General features: G+C 38.1%; 26 protein-coding genes, 2 pseudogenes and 1 riboswitch. Of the genes and pseudogenes, 11 read left to right on the top strand and 17 right to left on the bottom strand.

Annotated elements, in window-relative coordinates; genetic code table 11:
* Positions 1-94: 94 nt before the first annotated feature.
* The 4 genes and pseudogenes from gltS to ACXPAV_RS04740 form a co-directional block, all read right to left on the bottom strand.
* Positions 95-1,183 (bottom strand): annotated as a pseudogene (gene gltS / locus ACXPAV_RS04725) (sodium/glutamate symporter); the annotation flags it as partial.
* 38 nt (positions 1,184-1,221) lie between these two features.
* Positions 1,222-1,605, bottom strand: a pseudogene (locus ACXPAV_RS04730) (transposase); the annotation flags it as partial.
* A gap of 372 nt (positions 1,606-1,977) precedes the next feature.
* On the bottom strand, positions 1,978-2,601 hold the full coding sequence (locus ACXPAV_RS04735) for a type A-11 chloramphenicol O-acetyltransferase CatP (RefSeq protein ID WP_002570989.1): 624 nt from the start codon (positions 2,599-2,601) through the stop codon (positions 1,978-1,980).
* Between the two features lie 181 nt (positions 2,602-2,782).
* Complete coding sequence (locus ACXPAV_RS04740) at positions 2,783-3,124, bottom strand: TnpV protein (protein ID WP_065189288.1); 342 nt, start codon at positions 3,122-3,124, stop codon at positions 2,783-2,785.
* Here ACXPAV_RS04740 and ACXPAV_RS04745 point away from each other — a divergent pair.
* Both ACXPAV_RS04745 and ACXPAV_RS04750 read left to right on the top strand, forming a co-directional pair.
* Positions 3,123-3,509 carry a hypothetical protein gene (locus ACXPAV_RS04745; protein ID WP_000460651.1) on the top strand — a complete coding sequence of 129 codons (387 nt, stop codon included), beginning with the start codon at positions 3,123-3,125 and terminating at the stop codon, positions 3,507-3,509. The genes ACXPAV_RS04740 and ACXPAV_RS04745 overlap by 2 nt on opposite strands.
* A gap of 70 nt (positions 3,510-3,579) precedes the next feature.
* Positions 3,580-4,203 carry an ArsR/SmtB family transcription factor gene (locus ACXPAV_RS04750; protein WP_425332587.1) on the top strand — a complete coding sequence of 208 codons (624 nt, stop codon included), beginning with the start codon at positions 3,580-3,582 and terminating at the stop codon, positions 4,201-4,203.
* Here ACXPAV_RS04750 and tetR(B) read toward each other — a convergent pair.
* Complete coding sequence (tetR(B), locus tag ACXPAV_RS04755; protein WP_000088605.1) at positions 4,181-4,804, bottom strand: tetracycline resistance transcriptional repressor TetR(B); 624 nt, start codon at positions 4,802-4,804, stop codon at positions 4,181-4,183. The genes ACXPAV_RS04750 and tetR(B) overlap by 23 nt on opposite strands.
* 81 nt (positions 4,805-4,885) lie before the next feature.
* On the opposite strand from tetR(B), the gene tet(B) reads away from it, so the two are divergent.
* Positions 4,886-6,091 (top strand): tetracycline efflux MFS transporter Tet(B), encoded by a 1,206-nt coding sequence (gene tet(B), locus ACXPAV_RS04760; protein ID WP_001089068.1) that lies wholly within the window; start codon positions 4,886-4,888, stop codon positions 6,089-6,091.
* 112 nt (positions 6,092-6,203) lie between these two features.
* On the opposite strand, the gene tetC is transcribed toward tet(B), so the two are convergent.
* The gene (gene tetC / locus ACXPAV_RS04765) at positions 6,204-6,797 is read right to left on the bottom strand and encodes a tetracyline resistance-associated transcriptional repressor TetC (RefSeq protein WP_000428546.1); all 594 of its coding nucleotides are present in this window, start codon (positions 6,795-6,797) and stop codon (positions 6,204-6,206) included.
* 87 nt (positions 6,798-6,884) lie between these two features.
* Between tetC and ACXPAV_RS04770 the strand changes: the two genes are divergently transcribed.
* Complete coding sequence (locus ACXPAV_RS04770) at positions 6,885-7,301, top strand: helix-turn-helix domain-containing protein (protein ID WP_000275180.1); 417 nt, start codon at positions 6,885-6,887, stop codon at positions 7,299-7,301.
* Positions 7,302-7,310: 9 nt separating this feature from the next.
* On the opposite strand, the gene ACXPAV_RS04775 is transcribed toward ACXPAV_RS04770, so the two are convergent.
* From ACXPAV_RS04775 to ACXPAV_RS04790, 4 genes are all read right to left on the bottom strand, one after another.
* Positions 7,311-8,519, bottom strand: a complete 1,209-nt coding sequence (locus ACXPAV_RS04775) for an IS4-like element ISVsa5 family transposase (protein ID WP_001339197.1) — start codon at positions 8,517-8,519, stop codon at positions 7,311-7,313.
* 103 nt (positions 8,520-8,622) lie between these two features.
* On the bottom strand, positions 8,623-9,774 hold the full coding sequence (locus ACXPAV_RS04780) for a hypothetical protein (protein WP_458004205.1): 1,152 nt from the start codon (positions 9,772-9,774) through the stop codon (positions 8,623-8,625).
* A gap of 423 nt (positions 9,775-10,197) precedes the next feature.
* On the bottom strand, positions 10,198-12,336 hold the full coding sequence (gene pta / locus ACXPAV_RS04785) for a phosphate acetyltransferase (protein WP_039161120.1): 2,139 nt from the start codon (positions 12,334-12,336) through the stop codon (positions 10,198-10,200).
* Positions 12,337-12,402: 66 nt separating this feature from the next.
* The gene (locus tag ACXPAV_RS04790) at positions 12,403-13,608 is read right to left on the bottom strand and encodes an acetate kinase (RefSeq protein WP_039086774.1); all 1,206 of its coding nucleotides are present in this window, start codon (positions 13,606-13,608) and stop codon (positions 12,403-12,405) included.
* A 190-nt stretch (positions 13,609-13,798) separates the two neighbouring features.
* Here ACXPAV_RS04790 and yfbV point away from each other — a divergent pair, with 190 nt between their 5' ends.
* Positions 13,799-14,242 (top strand): terminus macrodomain insulation protein YfbV, encoded by a 444-nt coding sequence (gene yfbV / locus ACXPAV_RS04795; RefSeq protein WP_039086772.1) that lies wholly within the window; start codon positions 13,799-13,801, stop codon positions 14,240-14,242.
* A gap of 24 nt (positions 14,243-14,266) precedes the next feature.
* Here the strand turns inward: yfbV and moaE are convergent, their stop codons facing one another.
* The 5 genes from moaE to topA all read right to left on the bottom strand — a co-directional run bounded on the left by moaE (position 14,267) and on the right by topA (position 19,274).
* Positions 14,267-14,722, bottom strand: a complete 456-nt coding sequence (gene moaE / locus ACXPAV_RS04800; protein WP_458004206.1) for a molybdopterin synthase catalytic subunit MoaE — start codon at positions 14,720-14,722, stop codon at positions 14,267-14,269.
* 1 nt (position 14,723) lies between these two features.
* Complete coding sequence (gene moaD / locus ACXPAV_RS04805; protein ID WP_458004207.1) at positions 14,724-14,969, bottom strand: molybdopterin synthase sulfur carrier subunit; 246 nt, start codon at positions 14,967-14,969, stop codon at positions 14,724-14,726.
* Positions 14,966-15,448, bottom strand: coding sequence for a cyclic pyranopterin monophosphate synthase MoaC (gene moaC, locus ACXPAV_RS04810; protein WP_039142352.1), 483 nt, complete (start codon positions 15,446-15,448; stop codon positions 14,966-14,968). Before moaC ends, moaD begins: the two co-directional genes overlap by 4 nt.
* 22 nt (positions 15,449-15,470) lie before the next feature.
* Positions 15,471-16,487: a GTP 3',8-cyclase MoaA gene (moaA, locus tag ACXPAV_RS04815; protein WP_458004208.1), complete on the bottom strand. Its 1,017-nt coding sequence runs from the start codon at positions 16,485-16,487 to the stop codon at positions 15,471-15,473.
* Positions 16,475-16,605: riboswitch (molybdenum cofactor riboswitch) on the bottom strand. It overlaps the preceding gene by 13 nt.
* 62 nt (positions 16,606-16,667) lie before the next feature.
* The gene (gene topA, locus ACXPAV_RS04820) at positions 16,668-19,274 is read right to left on the bottom strand and encodes a type I DNA topoisomerase (RefSeq protein WP_458004209.1); all 2,607 of its coding nucleotides are present in this window, start codon (positions 19,272-19,274) and stop codon (positions 16,668-16,670) included.
* Between the two features lie 261 nt (positions 19,275-19,535).
* Between topA and folM the strand changes: the two genes are divergently transcribed.
* The 3 genes from folM (at position 19,536) to ftnA (ACXPAV_RS04835) (ending at position 21,407) form a co-directional block, all read left to right on the top strand.
* Positions 19,536-20,258, top strand: a complete 723-nt coding sequence (gene folM / locus ACXPAV_RS04825) for a dihydromonapterin reductase (protein ID WP_335796648.1) — start codon at positions 19,536-19,538, stop codon at positions 20,256-20,258.
* A 153-nt stretch (positions 20,259-20,411) separates the two neighbouring features.
* Positions 20,412-20,897 carry a non-heme ferritin gene (gene ftnA, locus ACXPAV_RS04830; RefSeq protein WP_039171512.1) on the top strand — a complete coding sequence of 162 codons (486 nt, stop codon included), beginning with the start codon at positions 20,412-20,414 and terminating at the stop codon, positions 20,895-20,897.
* A gap of 15 nt (positions 20,898-20,912) precedes the next feature.
* Positions 20,913-21,407, top strand: coding sequence for a non-heme ferritin (ftnA, locus tag ACXPAV_RS04835; protein ID WP_039171509.1), 495 nt, complete (start codon positions 20,913-20,915; stop codon positions 21,405-21,407).
* A 59-nt stretch (positions 21,408-21,466) separates the two neighbouring features.
* Here ftnA (ACXPAV_RS04835) and ACXPAV_RS04840 read toward each other — a convergent pair whose 3' ends face one another.
* The gene (locus ACXPAV_RS04840) at positions 21,467-21,610 is read right to left on the bottom strand and encodes a hypothetical protein (protein WP_167332833.1); all 144 of its coding nucleotides are present in this window, start codon (positions 21,608-21,610) and stop codon (positions 21,467-21,469) included.
* Positions 21,611-21,750: 140 nt separating this feature from the next.
* On the opposite strand from ACXPAV_RS04840, the gene ACXPAV_RS04845 reads away from it, so the two are divergent.
* Together ACXPAV_RS04845 and uspE are read left to right on the top strand one after the other, a co-directional pair.
* Entirely contained in the window at positions 21,751-22,521 is a 771-nt protein-coding gene (locus ACXPAV_RS04845; RefSeq protein ID WP_013747225.1) for an FNR family transcription factor, read from the top strand.
* Positions 22,522-22,599: 78 nt separating this feature from the next.
* Positions 22,600-23,541 carry a universal stress protein UspE gene (gene uspE / locus ACXPAV_RS04850; protein ID WP_458004210.1) on the top strand — a complete coding sequence of 314 codons (942 nt, stop codon included), beginning with the start codon at positions 22,600-22,602 and terminating at the stop codon, positions 23,539-23,541.
* A 149-nt stretch (positions 23,542-23,690) separates the two neighbouring features.
* Here the strand turns inward: uspE and ACXPAV_RS04855 are convergent, their stop codons facing one another.
* Complete coding sequence (locus ACXPAV_RS04855) at positions 23,691-23,894, bottom strand: hypothetical protein (protein ID WP_039171500.1); 204 nt, start codon at positions 23,892-23,894, stop codon at positions 23,691-23,693.
* A 146-nt stretch (positions 23,895-24,040) separates the two neighbouring features.
* On the opposite strand from ACXPAV_RS04855, the gene ACXPAV_RS04860 reads away from it, so the two are divergent.
* Complete coding sequence (locus ACXPAV_RS04860; protein WP_458004211.1) at positions 24,041-24,487, top strand: nucleoside triphosphate pyrophosphohydrolase family protein; 447 nt, start codon at positions 24,041-24,043, stop codon at positions 24,485-24,487.
* Positions 24,488-24,500: the final 13 nt, after the last annotated feature.

The following is a 24,500-nucleotide window of genomic DNA, read 5'->3' on the forward strand; positions in this document are numbered from 1 at the left end:
GATTGACTAGGGGAATATACGGGGTAAGAAAGCGGCTCGGCATACTGCCCTATAATAAATTGTTAGGAGAAGTACGCCGAGTAGTGTGTAGCTATTAGGTAAAGTATGTACCAATTTCAATAAATATTTTAATTAAGATACTGTTTGAAATATCAACAATAAAGGCACCGACCATAGGAACGACAAGGAAAGCTTTATGTGATGGTCCAAATGCTTTTGTGACTGTTTGCATATTCGCAATTGCTGTTGGTGTTGCTCCCATACCAAAGCCACAGTGACCCGCGCTGATCACGACAGCATCATAATCTTTGCCCATCATTTTGAAGGTGACAAAGCAGGCAAATAGCACCATGACAACAGTTTGTACAGCAATGATAATTAATACTGGCCCTGCCATGCTTGCCAATTGACCAAATTTTAATGACATTAACGCCATTGCCAAGAAAAGCGATAAAGCAACGCTACCTAATACATCGACGGTCGGCTCAAACACTTCGTGTTTAAATACATGAGTCAGTGTATTACGGATAATAATACCGACAAATAAACACCAGACAAAAGTAGGCAGTTGCAGAAAAGTATCTTTAAACAATGCACTGATATAGCCACCAACAACAATACAGATAATCAGCATTGAAATGGTTTCAATAACGTTATTTGCATTGATTTTTCTTTTGACGCTTGGTTGCTCAAAAGCTTCAACGATAGTGTCGCGCTCTTGCTCGGTTGTTTTAGGAATAGAGACCTTTTTCAAAAGATGACGGGCAACAGGGCCGCCAACTAAACCACCCAACACTAATCCAAGTGTTGCACAAGCCATCGCTAATTCAACGGCGCCTGTTACACCATATTTATCAGCGAGAATAGGGCCCCATGCTCCGGCATTACCATGACCACCTGTTAGAGTAATTGAACCTGCAATTAAGCCAATAAATGGACTTTCATTCATCATGACAGCCATACTCATGCCGACAGTATTTTGAATGGCGATTAGGATCGTTACTGCAATAGTTAATAGAACTAACGGCTTTCCTCCTTTAATCAGTCGAGAAAAGTCAGAACTTAGCCCGATAGAGGAAAAGAATGTGAGCATTAATAAACTTTGCAATGAAGCATCAAAAGTAAACGAATAACCTGATGTTTTATCAATAATTAACAGAACAATTGCAACAATAAAGCCACCAACGACGGCTTCTGATCTGACCCCGAAAAGTTAGACTGTTATTTTAAGGACTGAATTCTGTATTGAACAGGGCTCAGTCCATTTAATTTTAATTGTATTCTTTCCTCATTGTAATAACGAACATATTCTTTGATAACAGATTCAAGTTCTTCAATGCTTTCGAAAGTTTTGCCATAAAAACATTCTACTTTCATCCGACCAAAGAAACTCTCCATCGCGGCATTATCTAAACAATTGCCTTTCCTCGACATACTCTGCACAATATGATGCTCAGCTAATAACTGTTGATAACTTGCCATTTGATACTGAATACCTTGGTCTGAATGTAATATCGGGGAGTCACCCTCAGCCAACCGAGCAATCGCTTGTAACACCATCTGTTTTACTAATCTACCATCTGGATGACGACTACATTGAATAGCGTAACTTTGCCAAACGGAATATACGGATACCACAGCCACTTTACTTCTTTCGGCTCGATTTCACTTGCCTTGATGATTTCAAGAGGTACGCTGAAATTCATTTCGTTTTCATTTAGTTTCATTTTTTCTTGTTCTCCTTTTCTCTGAAAATATAAAAACCACAGATTGATACTAAAACCTTGGTTGTGTTTCTTTTTGAAAGGCTTAAATCAAGGAAAAATCCTTGTTTTAAGCCTTTCAAAAAGAAACACAAGGTCTTTGTACTAACCTGTGGTTATGTATAAAATTGTAGATTTTAGGGTAACAAAAAACACCGTATTTCTACGATGTTTTTGCTTAAATACTTGTTTTTAGTTACAGACAAACCTGAAGTTAACTATTTATCAATTCCTGCAATTCGTTTACAAAACGGCAAATGTGAAATCCGTCACATACTGCGTGATGAACTTGAATTGCCAAAGGAAGTATAATTTTGTTATCTTCTTTATAATATTTCCCCATAGTAAAAATAGGAATCAAATAATCATATCCTTTCTGCAAATTCAGATTAAAGCCATCGAAGGTTGACCACGGTATCATAGATACATTAAAAATGTTTTCCGGAGCATTTGGCTTTCCTTCCATTCTATGATTGTTTCCATACCGTTGCGTATCACTTTCATAATCTGCTAAAAATGATTTAAAGTCAGACTTACACTCAGTCCAAAGGCTGGAAAATGTTTCAGTATCATTGTGAAATATTGTATAGCTTGGTATCATCTCATCATATATCCCCAATTCACCATCTTGATTGATTGCCGTCCTAAACTCTGAATGGCGGTTTACAATCATTGCAATATAATAAAGCATTGCAGGATATAGTTTCATTCCCTTTTCCTTTATTTGTGTGATATCCACTTTAACGGTCATGCTGTATGTACAAGGTACACTTGCAAAGTAGTGGTCAAAATACTCTTTTCTGTTCCAACTATTTTTATCAATTTTTTCAAATACCATCTAATTTCCCTCTCAAATTCAAGTTTATCGCTCTAATGAACAAAGATATTATACCACATTTTTGTGAATTTTTCAACTTGCCCACTTCGACTGCACTCCCGACTTAATAACTTCTTGAACACTTGCCGAAAAAGAAAAACTGCCATCACTTGACAGCAGTTCTCTTTCGGATAGTATTCCGTTATGAATACACAATATCGTTTAATACGATTTCATCTACGCAAGCTCTGATATTGTTCATCAATCCTATCCATCTCATCATATCCACAGCCTTTAATTGCTCGGTAACGCCTTGCTTTCTTGCCATTTCCTTTATGAGATATTCAGCCATATCACAAGCCGAAGTGTCAATCTCGGCAAGGTGTTCATATAACTTTCCACTTGTCATCAGAGTGTAATATAAAACTCGCTTGTGTTCTTTCAAATATCGCTCTCGCATTCTTCCGTACCTTGAAAGCAAAGGTTTTTCTTCTGCGGTTAAGCAGGGGTAGTAATAGTCCCCGATAAGTTCATATCGGATAATGTTTGATGTTCACGTTGTTTTAGATAATCAAATAGGACAATTAGCATTACTAGGAAAAACATTAGGTAATAAAGGTATTGGATTGGAAGGGGGAGGGATATTTACGGTTGGTGATGAATGCCATGCTCATTTTCTTGTTGAACAAGGAAAGGAAGCTAAAATAGCGCTAGAGCAAGCTGGACTGTTAGTACTTGCGATCCGGACACCATTAATTCGTAAGTTAAAACAGGAAAAACCGGGGGAACTTGGCGAAATAGCACGAGTATTGGCGGAGAATAACATTAATATTTTAGTGCAATACAGTGACCATGCTAACCAACTGATATTAATAACGGACAATGATAGTATGGCTGCATCTGTTACGCTCCCTTGGGCAATAAAGTGAACTTGCGATGGCTAATTTAATACGAAAAGAGGTTACCTTTGAGTCCTCAATAGCCGCGATAGGGGCGGCTATGTCTGACATTTCACGAGTTAAAATACTCAGTGCTTTGATGGATGGGCGAGCTTGGACGGCCACTGAGCTAAGTTCTGTGGCGAATATATCAGCTTCAACGGCGAGCAGTCATTTATCTAAATTATTAGATTGCCAGCTAATCACAGTAGTAGCTCAAGGCAAGCATCGTTATTTTCGGCTAGCAGGAAAAGATATTGCTGAATTGATGGAAAGTATGATGGGGATCTCCTTAAACCATGGCGTACATGCCAAAGTTTCCACGCCAGTGCATTTACGAAAAGCACGTACTTGCTATGATCATTTAGCTGGCGAAGTTGCCGTTAAGATCTATGATTCCCTTTGTCAACAGCAATGGATCACTGAAAATGGTTCAATGATCACATTAAGTGGTATTCAATATTTTCATGAAATGGGAATTGACGTTCCTTCCAAACATTCACGTAAAATCTGTTGTGCGTGTTTAGATTGGAGTGAACGCCGTTTCCATTTAGGTGGGTACGTTGGAGCCGCATTATTTTCGCTTTATGAATCTAAAGGGTGGTTAACTCAACATCTTGGTTACCGTGAAGTTACCATCACGGAAAAAGGTTATGCTGCTTTTAAGACCCACTTTCACATTTAAGTTGTTTTTCTAATCCGCATATGATCAATTCAAGGCCGAATAAGAAGGCTGGCTCTGCACCTTGGTGATCAAATAATTCGATAGCTTGTCGTAATAATGGCGGCATACTATCAGTAGTAGGTGTTTCCCTTTCTTCTTTAGCGACTTGATGCTCTTGATCTTCCAATACGCAACCTAAAGTAAAATGCCCCACAGCGCTGAGTGCATATAATGCATTCTCTAGTGAAAAACCTTGTTGGCATAAAAAGGCTAATTGATTTTCGAGAGTTTCATACTGTTTTTCTGTAGGCCGTGTACCTAAATGTACTTTTGCTCCATCGCGATGACTTAGTAAAGCACATCTAAAACTTTTAGCGTTATTACGTAAAAAATCTTGCCAGCTTTCCCCTTCTAAAGGGCAAAAGTGAGTATGGTGCCTATCTAACATCTCAATGGCTAAGGCGTCGAGCAAAGCCCGCTTATTTTTTACATGCCAATACAATGTAGGCTGCTCTACACCTAGCTTCTGGGCGAGTTTACGGGTTGTTAAACCTTCGATTCCGACCTCATTAAGCAGCTCTAATGCGCTGTTAATCACTTTACTTTTATCTAATCTAGACATCATTAATTCCTAATTTTTGTTGACACTCTATCATTGATAGAGTTATTTTACCACTCCCTATCAGTAATAGAGAAAAGTGAAATGAATAGTTCGACAAAGATCGCATTGGTAATTACGTTACTCGATGCCATGGGGATTGGCCTTATCATGCCAGTCTTGCCAACGTTATTACGTGAATTTATTGCTTCGGAAGATATCGCTAACCACTTTGGCGTATTGCTTGCACTTTATGCGTTAATGCAGGTTATCTTTGCTCCTTGGCTTGGAAAAATGTCTGACCGATTTGGTCGGCGCCCAGTGCTGTTGTTGTCATTAATAGGCGCATCGCTGGATTACTTATTGCTGGCTTTTTCAAGTGCGCTTTGGATGCTGTATTTAGGCCGTTTGCTTTCAGGGATCACAGGAGCTACTGGGGCTGTCGCGGCATCGGTCATTGCCGATACCACCTCAGCTTCTCAACGCGTGAAGTGGTTCGGTTGGTTAGGGGCAAGTTTTGGGCTTGGTTTAATAGCGGGGCCTATTATTGGTGGTTTTGCAGGAGAGATTTCACCGCATAGTCCCTTTTTTATCGCTGCGTTGCTAAATATTGTCGCTTTCCTTGTGGTTATGTTTTGGTTCCGTGAAACCAAAAATACACGTGATAATACAGATACCGAAGTAGGGGTTGAGACGCAATCGAATTCGGTATACATCACTTTATTTAAAACGATGCCCATTTTGTTGATTATTTATTTTTCAGCGCAATTGATAGGCCAAATTCCCGCAACGGTGTGGGTGCTATTTACCGAAAATCGTTTTGGATGGAATAGCATGATGGTTGGCTTTTCATTAGCGGGTCTTGGTCTTTTACACTCAGTATTCCAAGCCTTTGTGGCAGGAAGAATAGCCACTAAATGGGGCGAAAAAACGGCAGTACTGCTCGGATTTATTGCAGATAGTAGTGCATTTGCCTTTTTAGCGTTTATATCTGAAGGTTGGTTAGTTTTCCCTGTTTTAATTTTATTGGCTGGTGGTGGGATCGCTTTACCTGCATTACAGGGAGTGATGTCTATCCAAACAAAGAGTCATCAGCAAGGTGCTTTACAGGGATTATTGGTGAGCCTTACCAATGCAACCGGTGTTATTGGCCCATTACTGTTTGCTGTTATTTATAATCATTCACTACCAATTTGGGATGGCTGGATTTGGATTATTGGTTTAGCGTTTTACTGTATTATTATCCTGCTATCGATGACCTTCATGTTAACCCCTCAAGCTCAGGGGAGTAAACAGGAGACAAGTGCTTAGTTATTTCGTCACCAAATGATGTTATTCCGCGAAATATAATGACCCTCTTGATAACCCAAGAGGGCATTTTTTACGATAAAGAAGATTTAGCTTCAAATAAAACCTATCTATTTTATTTATCTTTCAAGCTCAATAAAAAGCCGCGGTAAATAGCAATAAATTGGCCTTTTTTATCGGCAAGCTCTTTTAGGTTTTTCGCATGTATTGCGATATGCATAAACCAGCCATTGAGTAAGTTTTTAAGCACATCATCATCATAAGCTTTAAGTTGGTTCTCTTGGATCAATTTGCTGACAATGGCGTTTACCTTACCAGTAATGTATTCAAGGCTAATTTTTTCAAGTTCATTCCAACCAATGATAGGCATCACTTCTTGGATAGGGATAAGGTTTTTATTATTATCAATAATATAATCAAGATAATGTTCAAATATACTTTCTAAGGCAGACCAACCATTTGTTAAATCAGTTTTTGTTGTGATGTAGGCATCAATCATAATTAATTGCTGCTTATAACAGGCACTGAGTAATTGTTTTTTATTTTTAAAGTGATGATAAAAGGCACCTTTGGTCACCAACGCTTTTCCCGAGATCTCATCTATTGAAACAGCTTGATAGCCTTTTTCAACAAACAATATTCGTGCTGAGTTAACCAGTGATTGATAGGTACTCTTAAAATTTTCTTGTTGATGATTTTTATTTTCCATGATAGATTTAAAATAACATACCGTCAGTATGTTTATGGTATCATGATGATGTGGTCGTGACAATCTTAAGAACATTTAGGTTATTTTATGTATATTGAACAGCATTCTCGCTATCAAAATAAAGCTAATAACATCCAATTAAGATATGATGATAAGCAGTTTCATACAACGGTTATCAAAGATGTTCTATTATGGATTGAACATAATTTAGATCAGTCTTTACTGCTTGATGATGTGGCGAATAAAGCGGGTTATACCAAGTGGTATTTTCAGCGGCTGTTCAAAAAAGTAACAGGGGTCACACTGGCTAGCTATATTCGTGCTCGTCGTTTGACGAAAGCGGCTGTTGAGTTGAGGTTGACGAAAAAAACTATCCTTGAGATCGCATTAAAATATCAATTTGATTCCCAACAATCTTTTACACGTCGATTTAAGTACATTTTTAAGGTTACACCAAGTTATTATCGGCGTAATAAATTATGGGAATTGGAGGCAATGCACTGAGAGATCCCCTCATAATTTCCCCAAAGCGTAACCATGTGTGAATAAATTTTGAGCTAGTAGGGTTGCAGCCACGAGTAAGTCTTCCCTTGTTATTGTGTAGCCAGAATGCCGCAAAACTTCCATGCCTAAGCGAACTGTTGAGAGTACGTTTCGATTTCTGACTGTGTTAGCCTGGAAGTGCTTGTCCCAACCTTGTTTCTGAGCATGAACGCCCGCAAGCCAACATGTTAGTTGAAGCATCAGGGCGATTAGCAGCATGATATCAAAACGCTCTGAGCTGCTCGTTCGGCTATGGCGTAGGCCTAGTCCGTAGGCAGGACTTTTCAAGTCTCGGAAGGTTTCTTCAATCTGCATTCGCTTCGAATAGATATTAACAAGTTGTTTGGGTGTTCGAATTTCAACAGGTAAGTTAGTTGCTAGAACCCATGGCTCCTTTGCCGACGCTGAGTAGATTTTAGGTGACGGGTGGTGACAATGAGTCCGTGTCGAGCGCTGATTTTTTCGGCCTTTAGAGCGAGATTTATACAATAGAATTTGGCATGAGATTGGATTGCTTTTAGTCAGCCTCTTATAGCCTAAAGTCTTTGAGTGACTAGATGACATATCATGTAAGTTGCTGATAGGTTTCCAGTTTTCCGCTCCTAGGTCTGCATATTGTACTTTTCCTCTTACTCGACTTAACCAGTACCAACCCAGCTTCTCAACGGATTTATACCATGGCACTTTAAAGCCAGCATCACTGACAATGAGCGGTGTGGTGTTACTCGGTAGAATGCTCGCAAGGTCGGCTAGAAATTGGTCATGAGCTTTCTTTGAACATTGCTCTGAAAGCGGGAACGCTTTCTCATAAAGAGTAACAGAACGACCGTGTAGTGCGACTGAAGCTCGCAATACCATAAGTCGTTTTTGCTCACGAATATCAGACCAGTCAACAAGTACAATGGGCATCGTATTGCCCGAACAGATAAAGCTAGCATGCCAACGGTATACAGCGAGTCGCTCTTTGTGGAGGTGACGATTACCTAACAATCGGTCGATTCGTTTGATGTTATGTTTTGTTCTCGCTTTGGTTGGCAGGTTACGGCCAAGTTCGGTAAGAGTGAGAGTTTTACAGTCAAGTAATGCGTGGCAAGCCAACGTTAAGCTGTTGAGTCGTTTTAAGTGTAATTCGGGGCAGAATTGGTAAAGAGAGTCGTGTAAAATATCGAGTTCGCACATCTTGTTGTCTGATTATTGATTTTTCGCGAAACCATTTGATCATATGACAAGATGTGTATCCACCTTAACTTAATGATTTTTACCAAAATCATTAGGGGATTCATCAGTGTTGTGCTTGTAATTCAAGATTATCAGAATTATCATAAAAATAATCAAAATCATTTGGATGATCAATATGAATAACATAGAAGTTATCATCCCCATAATACCTTCCCTTTAATGATAAAACTGATAGTCCGTCCCTTGCATCTACTATAGGTTGCCAAGCACCATAAGAAGAGTAATTTTGATTAACAAAAAAAGCTTTACCAACCGCTTTTCCTTTATTTTCAGGTTGTTCTGAACTAATCAGAACTTCATTAATTTTGCTAGGATTAGCTTTATATTGGGAAAGAGGTAGAGTAGGTGTATTAAATACAGATACTTTTGGATCTCCGAACTCATCAGTAATTACCTCAATATGTCGCTTCACTCCTACTCCTGTACCATCAATATAAGTAAATTCTGATTTTGAGGCTCGTCCATTATATTTTCCACCAAAATAGATATCACGCCATCTTACTCCATTGCTATCTAATTCATATTGTTTCACCCACTCTTGATTTTTAGTATATTCTGCAATCTTCGTTGTTACTGCTTTTCGCTCTGCTGCAATTTTAGTGAGTTTATCTTGTTGTTGTTTAACTTGAGAATTTAAACCACTTATTTGGGTTTCTAATGGTTTGATTTGTGCTTTGAGTTGTTCAACTTTCGTTGTCGATTGTTTAATTTGGGCAGTTAATTGACTTAATTGGCTTGTTTTACTACTCACATCAGCATTCACTTTTTTTAACTGAGTTTCTGCTGTATTTTTTTGTTTTACTAACTCCACTACTTTTGGATCAATTTTCTTTTGTAAATCCGCCAACTGAGCAGTTAAAGATTTAATTTGTTCTTCCAGCTGTGCTTTTTCTTTACTGCTAGCTTGTAAACTATTAGTTAAAGCATCACGCTCCTTTATTTTTGATTGTAAGTCCTGTTTGGCCTTGGTAATTTTACTTTGCAAATCTTTTATTTGATTATTTAATTCTACTGCTGTCTTCTCTTTCGCTGAAATCTCCTTATTTAATTGATTAATTTCAGCAATAAGTTGTTGCTTAGACAGGGTAGGAGAAGGTGATTTTTCCTGATTTTGTTCTGCAGCAAACACTGTATTCACTGCGATAACATTACTTATACATAATGCAAGTAAAGAAAATTTAATTGATTTTCTCATAATTTATCCTTAAAGGTTATAAATAAGACTCACACTATCAAATAGTGCACAAAAACATCACTATCTAAATATCAAACTCAATACAGCTAAATAGGTTGATAAGTTTTTCTCTAGCAATGGGTATGTTTATCAAAAAATCCAATATCAACTCATTATGAGTTATCATCAAATACACATTCATTTAATATGAAAACACTATATCTGATAATTTCATATTGAAATTTTTTGAGAAAACTTCCCTATTCTAAAAAAAAAAAAAAAACGCAATCGATTGCGCATTATTTTACAAATTTTTTACAAATTATTTATTAATCTAGATAAGATAGGTTTCAAAAATGAAAATTGAGAAAAATAGCCGTATAAAAAAATCAGCCAACGATTTACGCCAGCTGATTGTTCAATAATAAAGATAATAATGAATGATTAGTTTTGGGTTGCCTGAATTGCTGTTAATGCAATGGTGTAAACAATATCATCCACTAATGCACCGCGTGATAAATCATTAACCGGTTTACGCATACCTTGAAGCATCGGCCCGATAGAGATTAAATCTGCTGAACGTTGTACTGCTTTATAAGTGGTGTTACCTGTATTCAAATCAGGGAAGATAAAGACAGTCGCTTTACCGGCCACCGGTGAATTTGGTGCTTTAGAACGAGCTACATCTTCCATAATTGCCGCATCATATTGCAATGGACCATCAATAATCAAATCTGGGCGTTTTTCTTTCGCTAAACGGGTAGCCTCTTTCACTTTATCAACATCTGCACCTTTACCAGAAGTACCAGTTGAATAAGAGATCATTGCAACACGAGGTTCAATACCGAATGCTTTTGCTGAATCAGCAGATTGAATTGCAATTTCAGATAATTCTTCTGCTGTTGGATTCGGGTTAATAGCACAATCCCCATAAACAAGTACTTGATCCGGCAATAACATAAAGAACACAGAAGAAACTAATGAACTACCCGGCGCAGTTTTAATTAACTGAAGTGGTGGACGGATAGTATTCGCAGTGGTATGTACTGCACCGGATACTAAACCATCAACTTCATTTGCTTCAAGCATCATTGTACCCAGCACAACGGTATCTTCGAGCTGTTCACGCGCCAAGACTTCTGTCATACCTTTGTTTTTACGCAACTCCACTAAACGAGCCACATAATTTTCACGCACATCAGCAGGATTGATGATGGTAATACCTTTACCAAGCTGTACGCCTTGTGCTTCGGCAACACGTGCAACGGAAGTCGGATCTGCCAACAACACACATTCCGCAATGCCACGTTCCGCACAAAGTGCCGCAGCTTTAACAGTTCGAGGTTCATCCCCTTCAGGCAATACGATACGTTTTTTCGCATTACGCGCTAATTCGGTTAATTGGAAACGGAATGCCGGTGGTGATAAACGATGGACTTTGGACGTGGTTTCCACTAAAGATTCAATCAACTCTTTATTGAATTGTTGCGCCATATAATCTTTGATAGCTTCGATACGTTCTTTATCATCAATCGGCACTTCAAGATTGAAACTCTGTAAACTTAATGCAGTTTGCCAAGTTGTACCTTCAACACGGAAAATTGGTAATCCGGTTTCAAAAGCACGTTCACATAATTTAGCCACATTGTTATCTAGACGATATCCACCAGTAAGTAACATTGCTCCAATTTCAACGCCATTCATTGCTGCTAAAGCAATCGCTACAACTACATCAGGGCGATCAGCAGAAGTTACCATTAAATTTCCAGCTTTAAGATGTTCAATGACGTGCGGTAAACTTCTTGCACAGAAGGTAATACCACGAATACGACGTTTATTAATTTCACCCTCTTTTAAAATGGATGCGCCTAAATGGCGAGCGATGTCGATTGCACGGCTGGCAACCAATTCCGGATTCCAATCAATGCAAGCAAGCACACGAATTGGGCTTTTTTCAAACAATTTATAAACGGTATTGGCATTAAGATGGCTGTGTTGGAAAGAATCGAAAATCTCTGCCAAATCTAAACGGGTGCGTCCACTTTCATCTGTCGGCGCATTGAATTTGTTAATCACCACGCCCAATAAATTCGGGTTATTTTTACCACCGAAAAGAGAGGCTGCCGCTTCAACACGTTCTTTCAATTCCACCGGAGTATCGGTTGCCGGCGCAGTAACTAAAATAATTTCCGCATCCAATGCCTGCGCAATACGATAGTTAATGCTGTTGGCATAAGAGTTTTTGCGAGTTGGAATTAAGCCTTCAACCACAACAATTTCATTGTTTCTTGCCAAAATTTGATGACGTTCAACAATTTTTTCCAACAATACATCGGTTTGGTTCTGTCCGATCATATTTTCCGCTTCGCTTAATAAAAATGTTTTCGCGGTATCAATAGTTGGGCTTTGATAAAGAATAGAAGTCGTTCTATCTAAAGTATCTTCACCACTGATAGGCTGAGAGATCGGTTTCATAAAACCGATTTTTGCACCTTTTTGTTCAAGGGCTTGGATTAAACCTAAACTGACACTGGTCAAGCCAACGCCGGTACTGATTGGAATCAGGATAATAGTTCTTGACATAATAACCTTCTTACTCAGGAATAAAAAACAAACTGCCGATAATTTATCGGCAGTTCAGAAAAACAATTATTTAACGCAAAGACGTGCTGTATCTTGTGCAATCACCAATTCTTCGTTTGTTGGGATCACGATAGCAACAGGTGAATCTTCAGTGGTGATCACGCCTTCGTGACCGAAACGTGCTGCAAGATTACGCTCTTTATCAACGTTATAACCAAAAGTTTTTAAATGCGCTAAAGTCAATTCACGAACGTGCGCAGAATTTTCGCCGATACCGCCGGTAAATACGATTGCATCAATCGGTTCACCCACAGCGACCATATAGCTACCGATATATTTTGCTAAACGATAGCAGAAAACGTCTAAGGCACGTTTTGCCGCTTCTTCTTTATCGTAATTATCTTCCGCATAACGGCAATCACTGGTTACTTCGGTTAAGCCTAATAAACCGGATTTTTTGGTCAGAGTAAGCTCAATTTCATCCATACTCATTCCCAATGTTTTTGACATAAAGAATGTGACCGCCGGATCAACATCACCGCAACGTGTTCCCATAACTAAACCTTCCAACGGTGTTAATCCCATTGAGGTATCAACACATTTGCCGTGACGGATTGCAGAAACTGATGCGCCATTACCTAAATGGCAAGTAATCGCATTAATTTTATCTTCAGCAATATTAAGGCGTTTCGCTGCTTCTTTAGTTACATAATAGTGGCTAGTACCGTGTGCACCATAACGGCGAACTCCGTGTTCTTTATACATTGAATATGGCAATGCGTATAAGAATGCTTCTTCAGGGATAGTTTGATGGAATGCCGTATCAAATACTACTACATTTTTATCTTTCAATTCCGGAAACATTTTGAAAGACTCTTCAATTCCGATTAAATGAGCAGGATTGTGTAACGGTGCAAATTGAATTGCCTCACGAATACCTTCAATAACGCTTTCATCAACGATAGTTGATGCTGTAAAACGTTCACCACCGTGTACGATACGATGTCCGATTGCAGCGATATTTTCTTTTAAAGACGGATCTAATGGGAAAATATGTTTAACGATAAAATCAAGTGCTTCACTATGCGCTGCACCTGCACCCAATTCAGCATTCCCCTTTTCACCGTGCAATTTCCATTTAATACGTGCATCAGGCAAATGGAATGCTTCGGCAAGACCGGATAACTTCTCTTCTCCGCTTTCAGGATTTAAAATAGCGAATTTTAATGATGAACTTCCACAGTTAAGAATAAGAATAAGATTTTGCGTCATTGAAATAACCTATCTTGTTGAATTAAGAGTAATCTGTTTGAATAAACAGGATGATAAATTTTGTGGCGATAGGATACACTGTTATGCGTAAAAAATAAATTTCAAAGCGAATAAAATCAAAATTTTTTTAATTTTTAAAAAAAAGTGTAACCTATTTGGGTCAGATTGGTTAAAAAAATAGGATTAATTTATGTTCAAGATGCTAAAACAAGGTGTTAATTATGCTGCAATGTGGCAAGAAATCAATCATATCAAAAAGCTGCAAATGATCTTTCCGGAACCTAGAATTATTAAAGCGACAAAATTTTCTCAACAATTATTAATGCCCTTGTTATTGTTGACCCTTGCATGGCAATATTTTGTCATCGGTTATCATATTGCTTCGTTCGCCAGTACCATTTTGACGATTATTTTTATCATCTCGTTGCCTTTACAAGGTTTTTATTGGTTAGGAAAACGTTCGTTAACGCCATTAAACGAAGGCACTTTGGCGTGGTACTTTAAGATCTATCAAAAATTGAGTTTACAGAAAGCCTTACCGGCAATGGAAACACAACCCACATTTAATGACTTGGTTCGTTTATTGCAACTTGCCGATAAAACGTTAGATCAGGATTTTTGGGAGGAAATTTAATCAAAAAAGAAAGGGAATAACGACTTATTCCCATCTATGCGCTGCTTGTTGGTCAGATTCTCTGCTATCCAGCCAACGATCACCGCTTTTTGTCGTCTCTTTTTTCCAAAACGGCGCTTTGGTTTTTAAAAAATCCATAATAAATTCATTGGCTTGATAAGCACTGCCACGATGGGCGGAGCTGACAGCCACCGCTACGATTTCATCACCGGTATATAATTGTCCGACCCGATGTACGATATAAATACGCTGTAATTGCCAGCGTTGTGCTGCCTGTTCAGCAATTTCTCGGAGTGCCTTTTCCGTCATTGCCGGATAATGCTCAAGATATAAACCGGAAACATTGTCACCTAAATTCATATCCCGCACTTTACCGACAAAAATTACTGTTGCTCCACTCTCTACTGAAGCGGAAGTCCATTGATAAATAGTATTCTGATCGAACCTCTGAGTTTGTACACTAATTTCAATTTCTGCCATTTTAACCTCCAGTAACTGGTGGGAAAAAAGCAACTTCATCCCCCTCTTGTAATGGCGTAGATAATGGCACAATTGATTGATTCACCGCTACCAAAATGCGCCCGGAATTTAATGCTAATGCCCAACGTTCACCTTTTTCTGATAATGCTTGGCGCAATGCTTCGGCATCTGCATATTTCGCTTCAACTTCGATTGCAGACTCGCCGATTAACTCTCTTGTTTGCGCAAAAAAGACAACTTTAATCATTCCGCCTCCGCTTTAAAATGACCCGATTTACCGCCCAGTTTTTCCAATAAACGAATACCGTCAATTCTCATATCTTTTTGCACCGCTTTACACATATCATAAATGGTCAAAGCCGCTACAGACACCGCCGTCAATGCTTCCATTTCCACGCCGGTTTTTGCGGTCAGCTTGCAATAACTTTCAATACGAATGCGATTGTGTTCCGGTTCGGCAAAAAGTGAAACTTCCACTTTACTCAATAACAATGGATGACATAACGGAATTAATTCCCACGTCCGTTTTGCTGCCTGAATACCGGCAATCCTCGCAGTCGCAAAAACATCACCTTTATGGTGTTTCCCCGCTATAATCATTGCTAATGTTTCCGCTGCCATTAACACGTACCCTTCAGCTCGTGCTTCACGTACGGTGTCCGCCTTGGCAGAAACATCCACCATATTCGCTTCACCGGATTGATTAATATGTGTAAATTGACTCATATTGTTCCCATTAAATTCAAAATTAACCGCCGATCGAGGCAAGATGCTGTCTGACGCCGCTATCACCTTGATGTAAAAAGTGATGTTCTCGTTTGCCTTGCAAGGCAGCCATCAAACGTTGTTGCAATTCAGTCTGTTGCTCATCATTTTGTAACCAAGGGCGAATATCAATGCCCTCTTCGCCAAATAGACAAAGATGCAGTTTCCCTTTTGCAGAAACCCTTAAACGATTACAGCTGGCACAAAAATCTTTTTCATATGGCATTATTAATCCGATTTCACCAACATAGTCTGGATGTTTGAACACTTGTGCCGGGCCATCAGTATAATGTTTTTGCTGTAATTGCCAGCCCGAAGCCAATAAGCGTTGCTTTAACACCGCACCGGATAAATGATGTTGGTGAAAAAACGCATTCATTTCGCCAGTTTGCATTAATTCGATAAAACGCATTTGAATCGGTTGATGTTTGATCCAAGCTAAAAATGAATTAAAGCCGTGATCATTTAAATTTTTCATCAACACTGCATTTACTTTGATTTTTTCATAACCCACTGCAAACGCACGTTCGATACCTTTGAGAATATCGTGCAATTTATTCTCTCCGGTAATCAGATGAAATAGACGTGGATCTAAGCTGTCCACACTGACATTAATTGAATCAATGCCGGCTTGCTTCCAACTCGCTACCTCTTTTGCCATACGGTAACCGTTGGTAGTTAAAGCAATTTTCTTGATCGATTGTTGACGGCGTATCGCCTCCACCACTGCAAGAAAGTCTTTTCTTAATGTCGGCTCTCCACCGGTAATCCGCACTTTTTCCGTGCCTAATTCGGCAAAAGCACTCACAAGACGCGCTATTTCATCAACACTCAGGAACATCTGTTTGTTGCTTGGCGGCTGATAGCCATTCGGCAAACAGTAATTACATTTGAAATTACAGACATCTGTAATGGAAAGACGAAGATAAAAATATTGACGGTTAAATGCGTCAATCAATCGATATTCGGATGATGTAAACATTTTGATACGTTGTTGCATAGACACCTTTCTAAATATGAGAGGATAGATCGTTTCCCATCTATCCTTGAACACATTGTGTTGGCATAGCCACCATATCTTACGACTTAGGTAAACTAGCTCGGAGTATGCTAAAAAATTGCTTTTATTGTATTACACTGTTCGGCAGTTGCAATAACCTGTTGCCGTTATTTCACGCAACTATTTTGCTCTTGCCACCCATTTGCCGTCAATATAATCAGCCATCCATTTGGTCGCCTTACCCTCTTTCTCAGAGTTAACATATTGGCGTTTCTCTTTACGGCTAAAACGAATCACCGTCGGATTACCTTCCGGATCTTGCTGCGGTGCATCGGCTAAATACTGCAGTTTTTCCGGCAAACGATCACGATATTGTGCCAATTCCGACACTTTTGCCGGACGAGTTTCCCGAGATTTCGGGAAATTATGTGCTGACATAAAGACACCGCTCGCACCATCTCGCAATACAAAATAGGCATCCGATTTTTCACATTTTAATTCAGGGAATGGGATTGGATCCTCTTTCGGTGGTGCAACTTCACCATTTTTTAAGATTTTACGAGTATTATCGCATTGTGTGCACGCCATATATTTACCGAAACGCCCCAGTTTTAAATGCATATCCGCACCGCATTTATCACATTCAACGACCGGCCCATCATACCCTTTAATTTTAAACTGCCCCTCTTCAACTACATAGCCATCACAATTCGGATTATTACCGCAAATATGTAATTTACGGTGTGCATCAATTAAATAACTGTCCATTGCCGTACCGCATTTCGGGCAACGTTTACGTTCCATTAACGCTTTGGTTTCTGAATTGTCATCAAGTACATTTAACAATTCTGACTCTGGAATCAAATTTATTGTGGTTTTACAACGCTCTTTTGGCGACAAAGCATAGCCGGTACAACCTAAAAATACGCCGGTACTGGCAGTACGGATCGCCATTGGACGACCACAACTTGGGCAAGGAATATTGGTTTCAACCAAATGATTCGGTTTCATTCCCCCCTCCAATTCGTCCAATTCTGCTTGTGAAAGTTTAGTTGAGAAATCAGCAAAGAATTGATTTAACTGCTGTTTCCAATCTGTTTTTCCTGCTGCAATTTGATCCAATACGTCTTCCATATTCGCTGTAAAATCATAATTCATTAGATCAGGGAAAGATTCATTAAGGCGATCGGTAACAATTTCTCCCATTTTTTCTGCATAAAAGCGGCGATTTTCTGTGCGTACATAACCACGATCCTGAATAGTCGAAATAATCGAGGCATAAGTTGATGGACGACCGATCCCTCGTTTTTCCAACTCTTTAACCAATGCCGCTTCAGTATAACGTGCCGGCGGTTTAGTGAAATGCTGGCTTGGTATTACTTGCAAGAGTGTTAACTCTTCACCTTTTTTCACCTCTGGCAAAACACGATCTTCCGCATTTTTACCAATTGGCGGCAATACTTTTGTCCAACCATCAAAACGCAATACTCGCCCTTTAACTTTCAAGGTGTAATCATCTGCTGTCGCCGTTACTGTTGTAGAATCATAATTCGCCGCCGTCATTTGGCACGCCAAAAATTGACGCCAAATTAAATCATAAAGACGAATTGCATCTTTTTCCATTCCTTGTAAATCATCCGCTTTTAGCTGAATATCGGAAGGACGAATTGCTTCGTGTGCCTCTTGTGCATTTTCTTTACTAGAATAATAATTCGGCTTTTCTGGTAAATACGCAGTACTGAAATTATCGGAAATATATGCTCTTGCCATCGTCAATGCATCCTGACTCAAATTAGTCGAGTCGGTACGCATATAGGTAATATAACCGGCTTCGTATAAACGTTGTGCCAACAACATGGTTTTCTTCACCCCAAACCCTAAACGAGTGCTGGCGGTCTGTTGCAATGTCGAGGTAATAAAGGGGGCTTTAGCGCGTGATTGAGTCGGTTTTGTTTCAACTTCAGTGACAATGTAACGTGAATTTTTTAAGGTTTCCGTTGCTTTGTCGGCACCTTGTTTATCTTTTATTTGCAATGGTTTGGATTGATAATGCGTTACTTCAAAAGGCAATAACTGCTGCTCCGCATTTTTTGTTTCCACTGCGATTTGCCAATACTCTTCCGGTTGAAACGCTTTAATTTCTCGTTCCCGCTCTACCAACAATTTTACCGCTACTGATTGCACACGTCCGGCAGACAAACCTCGTGCCACCTTTTTCCACAACAACGGCGACACCATAAAACCCACTACGCGATCCAGAAAACGGCGAGTTTGTTGTGCGTTTACACGATCCATATTGAGTTGTTCCGGATGACTGAATGCCTGTGTAATCGCATTCTTCGTAATTTCATTGAAAACAACACGGCTAAAACGCTCATCTTCACCACCGATCACTTCGCGCAAATGCCACGCAATCGCTTCTCCTTCTCTATCCAAGTCGGTTGCGAGATAAATATGATCAGATTTTTTCGCTAAAGATTTTAATTCACTGACAACCTTTTCTTTGTCCGGAAGAATTTGATAATTTGCTTTCCAATTATGATAAGGGTCAATGCCCATACGTTTCACTAACGCATCGCGCTCTTTCTTTTGTTTAATTTTAGCTTTTTCTTCCGCACTTAATCCTTTTGTGGAAACTGGCTTCGCTTTCTCACCATTGCCACTGCCGGAAGTCGGCAAATCACGAATATGGCCGACACTTGATTTAACAATATAGCTGTTGCCTAAATATTTATTAATGGTTTTAGCCTTGGCAGGTGATTCCACAATAACTAACGACTTACCCATAATTAAACCTAATAAATTCCTCTTATAAAAAACAGACAACTTCTCGTCGCATCAACAGACATTTTTGTCATTTGCTGTGCTGTTGTTATAACCAGTTGATGTGGCGTAGAAGAAAAATTTAGTTGGCAACAATAACAGCAAAAATTGAAGATAACAAGACAAAGCCAACTAAAATCAATAAACTTCATCTCATTTCAGCAAAAAAATAAATTTTCTGATACGATAAACGCCACTCAAAAAAGTGAAATAAGAGAAGAAGTTATGAAAGATGCCATTATCATCACCGGTGCCGGTCGGCGTGTCGGCTATGTTTTAGCACAGCATTTCGCCAAAAAGGGGGAAAATGTCGTGATCTCTTATCGGCACACTTATCATCAGCTGACTCAGCTGCCCAAGAGTGTGTTACAACTACAAGCTGACTTTTCTGAATTGAATAATATTGAACGCTTTGTATCACAGATAAAAACACATTGCGAATCCGTTAAAGCTGTTATTCATAATGCCTCTGCTTGGCAAGCGGAGCAAAACGCAGATATTTTGCAAGATAGCCGGTTATTTCAAGCTTTAATGCGTATTCACGCTGAATTGCCTTATCTACTAAATCGTCAACTCTTTCCTTTATTACACGCATCAGCGCAACAACGTCAAGCAACATCAGATATCATCCATATCACTGATTTTGTCGCTTACAAAGGAAGCCAAAAACATCTTGCTTATGCCGCCAGCAAAGCCGCATTAGAAAATTTGACACTCTCCTTTGCAGCACAATATGCACCGCTAATAAAAGTGAACAGCATTGCCCCTTCTTTAATTATGTTTAATGAAAATGATAGCGCAGAATATCAACAAAAAGCATTGCAAAAATCAGTGATGCAAAAAATAGGTGGTTATGAAGAAATGATTAAAGCAGTCGAATATCTCTTTTCAAGCCAATATATTACCGGTGAAACCATCAAAATAACTGGAGGCAGACACTTAAAATAACGTTAATAAATAAGAATAAATCTTGATTGAAATAATTTATTATTTAATAAATAAGAATTATTCTTGTTGTTTATCTAAAATAATAAAAAATATTTTATTTTTATTAAATAAATCGCTAAACTATAGCGGAATTATTTATCAGAGGAATTAAGTATGTTAAAACCAGCAATGATTGAAAAACTTAATCAACAAATTAATTTGGAATTTTACTCTTCCAATCTTTATTTACAGATGAGTGCGTGGTGCAATGAACACGGTTATGAAGGTGCTGCTGCATTTTTATTACGTCACGCTGACGAAGAATTAGAACATATGCAAAAATTATTTGCTTATGTCAGCGAAACCGGTGCATTGCCGATTTTAGGCGAAATTGCCGCCCCGCAACACGAATTTACATCATTAAAACAGCTATTCACATTAGTTCTTGAACACGAACAGTTAATTACACAAAAAATTAATCAGCTTGTTGACGAAAGCTTTGTTGAAAAGGATTATTCTACTTTTAATTTTCTACAGTGGTATGTTGCTGAACAGCACGAAGAAGAAACACTATTTAAACGGATTCTTACTAAGTTTGATCTGGCCGGAGAAGATCAACGAGGACTTTATTTTGTCGATAAAGAGTTAGCATCATTATAATCAGGAGAATTTAATATGTTATCGCAAAAAATTGTTAATATGCTTAATGCGCAAATGAATTTGGAATTTTATTCTTCTAATCTTTATCTACAAATGAGCGCGTGGTGTACTTACCACGGTTTTGATGGTGCAGCAAAATTTTTACATACTCACGCCGATGAAGAATTACAACATATGCGTAAACTATTCACCTACCTCAATGAAACCGGCTCTAGCACTCGTATCGAAACAATTGCAGCAGTACAAAATGAATTTGCTTCATTACAAGAAGTTTTTGAGTTGGCATATCAACACGAAAAGCATATTACTGCCAAAATTAATGAGCTAGTTTCTGCAGCTTTTGAAGAAAAAGATTACTCTTCTTTTAATTTCTTGCAATGGTATGTTTCTGAACAACATCAAGAAGAAACTTTATTTAACGGTATTTTAGATAAACTCAACTTATTAGGTACAGATAATAAAGGTTTATACCATTTTGATAAATATTTAGCGAATTCTGTTGTCGCATAATTATAAATATAAAAAAATAGCAGTTTAATTTCTAAATAACTGCTATTTTTTTATTTTCTTTATCGAGAGTTTTCTTCTATTGTTTCCGTATTCGCTGATTGTGGTTGATAATGACAACTGCGATATAAAAAGGCACTGACTAAAATAACCAACATCACTAAAATTTGGATTAATCTCTTTTTTGTCAATTTTTCTACAGACATAAAATATTTACCTCAAAAGATGTATTTTATACTTCTTAAGAATTTTGTTTTATGATACCATTTATTGCGTTAGATCAAAATTTTTTCAGATAGCAAAATCGTAGATTTCACTATCGTTGTCAGTTATGGGGTATCCGTAGATGAAAGGATTAATCGATAATCGCGTTGGACGCAGAATTCAATCCGGTGGTTGTGCTATCCATTGCCAGGATTGTAGTATTAGCCAGTTGTGTATTCCGTTTACGCTTAATGAACACGAACTGGATCAACTAGATAACATCATAGAACGTAAAAAACCTATCCAAAAATCACAAATTCTCTTCAAAGCAGGTGATGAATTAAAATCGCTCTATGCTATCCGGTCAGGTACCATTAAAACTTATACTATCAGTGAAAACGGTGAAGAACAAATTACATCATTCCACTTACCGGGTGATTTAGTCGGATTTGATGCTATTCACAGTATGCATCATCCTAGTTTTGCTCAAGCACTTGAAACATCAATGGTATGTGAAATTCCATTTGATGTGCTAGATGACTTGGCAGGTAAAATGCCGAAATTGCGTCAACAAATTATTCGTCTAATGAGTAATGAAATTTTAAGTGATCAGGAAATGATTTTATTACTCTCAAAGATGAATGCTGAAGAGAAACTGGCTGCATTTATTTATAATCTTTCCAAACGTTACTCAGCTCGAGGTTTCTCCGCAAGAGAATTCCGCTTAACAATGACACGTGGTGATATCGGCAATTATCTCGGTTTAACCGTTGAAACCATCAGTCGCTTACTCGGACGTTTCCAAAAAAGTGGTATGTTGGCAGTACAAGGTAAATACATAACTATCAATGATATGCCAGCGTTAGTTGAATTAGCTGGTTCTACTAAAGTTAAATTGAGATTAGCAATTTAATGATTTAATCCCAAGTAATAGCTTGCTTTCAATAATGACCTCCTTATAATAAAACAAACTACATAATAAGGAGGTTTTATGTACTTCAACAATATTCTTGTGGTCATTGATCCTGAAAGTGAAAAGCAAGCTGCTCTTGAGCGTACTTTACATTTGCTAAAACAGCAAAACAGTTCTCAACCTGTTAATCTCACTGCGTTTCTTGCCATTTATAATTTATCCTATGCCGTTAGTGTTACACTCTCCTCCAGCGAACGTGAAGAAATGATCGCTGCCGTTATTGCAGAGAAAAAAGAGTGGTTACAGGGTATTTTGGCTCAATATGATTTATCTAACATCCAGCTAAAAATTGAAGTAGTTTGGGAAAGCAATGAAGCCGATGCAATTGAAAAAGAGATTGTGAAACATCATCACGATTTAGTAGTTAAATTTACTCACCAAGAAGATGATCTCTCTTCCTTAATTTTTACACCTACTGATTGGCAATTATTACGTAAATCCTCTTGTCCGATTTTGATGGTTAAAGACGGTGACTGGCAACATCAGCGGCGCATTTTAGTTGCTGTGAATGTTTCTGACGATGAACCTTATCACGATGATTTTAATAAACAATTAGTGGGTTTAAGTATGAGTTTGGCGCAAAGTTTAGATCGTGGGAATATTCATCTTGTCAGCGCCTATCCAAGTGCTCCAGTCGGTATTACCCTAGACTTGCCGGAATTCAGTGTACCAGATTATGGCAACAGCATTCGCGGTCAGCACTTAATCAATATGAAAGCTTTACGCCAACATTTTGGTATTGATGAAGACCATACCCACGTTTATGAAGGCTTACCTGAAGAGGTTATTCCTAAAGTTGCACAAGATATTGGAGCTGAATTAGTTGTATTAGGAACTATTGGCCGTACAGGACTCTCTGCTGTATTATTAGGTAATACAGCCGAACACGTTATTAGTCAGTTAAACTGCAATTTATTGGCGATTAAACCATCTAAAAATTTAATTACTGATGATGAGTAAATACTTTCCATAAAACGCTATACTCATATTAAAAGGAAATAGACATTTAAACTAAAAAGTGTTGGCAAATTCCAACACTTTTTACTGTAAGTATTTCTCATTATATCTGACAATTTATAATCCTATCTCATTATCAGTAAGGTATATTTTTACCTCCCTTCAAACCAAACTTTTTCCGCTTTGATATCAATTACCTCTTTTTCAGAAGCTTTTATAAAAGATTTGGATAAAAACCATATTGCTGAAGACACAGCAATTCCTAATAAACTGACGATAAAAAATAGCACAATAATGGTAATATCTATCACGCCCAATACTGTATTTTGTAATGCTGCGAATAAGTTCTGCATCATAATATTCTCCTTGTAAAGTATAAGATGGATTTCTGCAATTCCTATAGTTTAGAGATACCAAATTAGATAAAAATTAGTTGCAACAACAGAATAAAATAGATAAGTTTTATCGTTTTATTATTCCTTATAAGTGAAAGGAGAAGGATATGAACCATCAAAATGAAATTAAACGTACACTAGATTGGTTTAAAGAAGCAAAACCTAAACCGAATCAACGAGATTTATCCATACAAATTGGTTGCCATTTTGAGGAAATAGTAGAAATGTTGGATGCGTTAGGGCATACAGAAATAGCTCATCGTCTTGAAACAATAGCTGACAGCTATAAGCAGAATCAACAAACTGAAAGATTACAGCAATTAACGCATCAACAAAAAATAGAAGTATTGGATTCACTGGCAGATCAAGTTGTTACTGCGATTGGCGTTGCTTATATGACAGGATTTGATTTTAATGCGGCTTTTGTTGAAGTAAATGATTCGAACTGGTCAAAATTTGAAAACGGTAAAGCTATTTTTGATGAAAATGGGAAAATCAAAAAAGGGAAAAATTATTTTAAGCCAAATTTGCAAAAATTTGTTCCTGAAGACTAACCCATTATCACTT

The sequence above is a fragment of the Gallibacterium sp. ZY190522 genome (assembly GCF_054166015.1).

What these genes read in the sequence shown, in the direction of transcription:
- ACXPAV_RS04735 (WP_002570989.1), bottom strand. Translation starts at nt 2,601, where the DNA reads ATGGTATTTGAAAAAATTGATAAAAATAGTTGGAACAGAAAAGAGTAT.
- ACXPAV_RS04745 (WP_000460651.1), top strand. Translation starts at nt 3,123, where the DNA reads ATGTTTGATGTTCACGTTGTTTTAGATAATCAAATAGGACAATTAGCA.
- ACXPAV_RS04750 (WP_425332587.1), top strand. Translation starts at nt 3,580, where the DNA reads ATGTCTGACATTTCACGAGTTAAAATACTCAGTGCTTTGATGGATGGG.
- tetC (WP_000428546.1), bottom strand. Translation starts at nt 6,797, where the DNA reads ATGGAAAATAAAAATCATCAACAAGAAAATTTTAAGAGTACCTATCAA.
- ACXPAV_RS04770 (WP_000275180.1), top strand. Translation starts at nt 6,885, where the DNA reads ATGTATATTGAACAGCATTCTCGCTATCAAAATAAAGCTAATAACATC.
- ACXPAV_RS04775 (WP_001339197.1), bottom strand. Translation starts at nt 8,519, where the DNA reads ATGTGCGAACTCGATATTTTACACGACTCTCTTTACCAATTCTGCCCC.
- ACXPAV_RS04780 (WP_458004205.1), bottom strand. Translation starts at nt 9,774, where the DNA reads ATGAGAAAATCAATTAAATTTTCTTTACTTGCATTATGTATAAGTAAT.
- pta (WP_039161120.1), bottom strand. Translation starts at nt 12,336, where the DNA reads ATGTCAAGAACTATTATCCTGATTCCAATCAGTACCGGCGTTGGCTTG.
- ACXPAV_RS04790 (WP_039086774.1), bottom strand. Translation starts at nt 13,608, where the DNA reads ATGACGCAAAATCTTATTCTTATTCTTAACTGTGGAAGTTCATCATTA.
- yfbV (WP_039086772.1), top strand. Translation starts at nt 13,799, where the DNA reads ATGTTCAAGATGCTAAAACAAGGTGTTAATTATGCTGCAATGTGGCAA.
- moaE (WP_458004206.1), bottom strand. Translation starts at nt 14,722, where the DNA reads ATGGCAGAAATTGAAATTAGTGTACAAACTCAGAGGTTCGATCAGAAT.
- moaD (WP_458004207.1), bottom strand. Translation starts at nt 14,969, where the DNA reads ATGATTAAAGTTGTCTTTTTTGCGCAAACAAGAGAGTTAATCGGCGAG.
- moaC (WP_039142352.1), bottom strand. Translation starts at nt 15,448, where the DNA reads ATGAGTCAATTTACACATATTAATCAATCCGGTGAAGCGAATATGGTG.
- moaA (WP_458004208.1), bottom strand. Translation starts at nt 16,487, where the DNA reads ATGCAACAACGTATCAAAATGTTTACATCATCCGAATATCGATTGATT.
- topA (WP_458004209.1), bottom strand. Translation starts at nt 19,274, where the DNA reads ATGGGTAAGTCGTTAGTTATTGTGGAATCACCTGCCAAGGCTAAAACC.
- folM (WP_335796648.1), top strand. Translation starts at nt 19,536, where the DNA reads ATGAAAGATGCCATTATCATCACCGGTGCCGGTCGGCGTGTCGGCTAT.
- ftnA (WP_039171512.1), top strand. Translation starts at nt 20,412, where the DNA reads ATGTTAAAACCAGCAATGATTGAAAAACTTAATCAACAAATTAATTTG.
- ftnA (WP_039171509.1), top strand. Translation starts at nt 20,913, where the DNA reads ATGTTATCGCAAAAAATTGTTAATATGCTTAATGCGCAAATGAATTTG.
- ACXPAV_RS04840 (WP_167332833.1), bottom strand. Translation starts at nt 21,610, where the DNA reads ATGTCTGTAGAAAAATTGACAAAAAAGAGATTAATCCAAATTTTAGTG.
- ACXPAV_RS04845 (WP_013747225.1), top strand. Translation starts at nt 21,751, where the DNA reads ATGAAAGGATTAATCGATAATCGCGTTGGACGCAGAATTCAATCCGGT.
- uspE (WP_458004210.1), top strand. Translation starts at nt 22,600, where the DNA reads ATGTACTTCAACAATATTCTTGTGGTCATTGATCCTGAAAGTGAAAAG.
- ACXPAV_RS04855 (WP_039171500.1), bottom strand. Translation starts at nt 23,894, where the DNA reads ATGATGCAGAACTTATTCGCAGCATTACAAAATACAGTATTGGGCGTG.
- ACXPAV_RS04860 (WP_458004211.1), top strand. Translation starts at nt 24,041, where the DNA reads ATGAACCATCAAAATGAAATTAAACGTACACTAGATTGGTTTAAAGAA.